The organism is Chryseobacterium limigenitum (assembly GCF_900114875.1).
GTDB lineage: Bacteria > Bacteroidota > Bacteroidia > Flavobacteriales > Weeksellaceae > Chryseobacterium > Chryseobacterium limigenitum.
In genome coordinates this window covers 1-1,181 of sequence record NZ_FPKW01000054.1, presented here as the reverse complement: position 1 = coordinate 1,181, position 1,181 = coordinate 1, and the positions used below count along the sequence as shown (strand labels likewise).

The 1,181-nt window shown below is 39.5% G+C and carries 1 pseudogene; it reads left to right on the top strand.

The annotated features are described in order from the left end of the window. Positions 1 to 1,181 (top strand): annotated as a pseudogene (locus BT156_RS22275) (hypothetical protein); the annotation flags it as partial.

Sequence of the window (1,181 nt, the reverse complement as noted above, 5' to 3'; positions counted from 1 at the left end):
GGTGTAGTATTTCAAAATTTAACCCTTCAGACAAAAGCTCCTTATATTACTGCTCAGTATTTCGGAGTACAAGGAGAACAAAAACTAGTAGGTTTTCCTGCAAGTATTAAAAATATTTTTGTCGAAGCAGACAATGGTTACGCTAATCTAGGCTTTGAAATCACAGTAGGATTACAAGAAGATCGATTCTCCGCAACAGGTGGAATGAAAATCAATGGTGTGATTGTCAACGAAAACAATCGTCAACGATGGAAATATGATGGATTCAATTTAACCAAATTGGGTCTGAAAAATGTAGACATAGGGGTCGCAATCGTTTCGGGAGAATTCCAAATAATGCGTAATGATCCATTATATGGAGATGGTTTTACGGCCCATCTGAATGCAAAGTTAAAGCAGCTGAATATTGAAGTCAACGTGAATGCAGCCTATGGATTCAGTACTTTCAGATATTGGGGATTTGAAGGTTCAGTAGACGGACTTAAAATTCAGGCCTCTGCATTAACGATTACAGGATTTACCGGAGGAGCGTTTTACAGAATGGTTCCGAACAGAGATATGTCATTAGATCCGGCATATAAAGACAAAGCATTGGTTCTAACTCCGGACAATACGGTTGGTTTGGCATTGAGAGCGGGAATTTACGGATCTGTTGCCAGCAAAAATGCAATTAGTATTATGGCCGGCTTCAATATGTCAACCAATCCAAACGGAGGTTTAGCCAATGTTGGATTTATTGGAGAGGCATTGGTTATGGCCGATTTATCTAAGCTGATTCCCGGAGATCCTTTAGCGGGAGTTAAAGATAAGTTCAAAGAGATGACAGGCAACAATAAATTTCTAAATGAGCTGAAAAACAACAGCCACGTTAATTCTTTCTTAGATACTCAAGTGGTTGATGATCAATATCCCGTAACTAAAGATGTAAAAGGTGCTATTTATGCTAAACTGGCAATGAACTATGACTTCAACAACAGTGTTTTCCACGCCAGCTTAGATGTTTTTGTAAATATTGCCAATGGTATCATTTCCGGTATCGGACCCAATGGCAGAGCGGGTTGGGCTGTGGTACACATTGCACCAAGCGAATGGTATATGCATATCGGAACACCAACCGATATGATTGGTCTGAAAGTAGGTTTCGGAAGCTTCTCTTTACAATCAGGAAGTTATTTTATGGT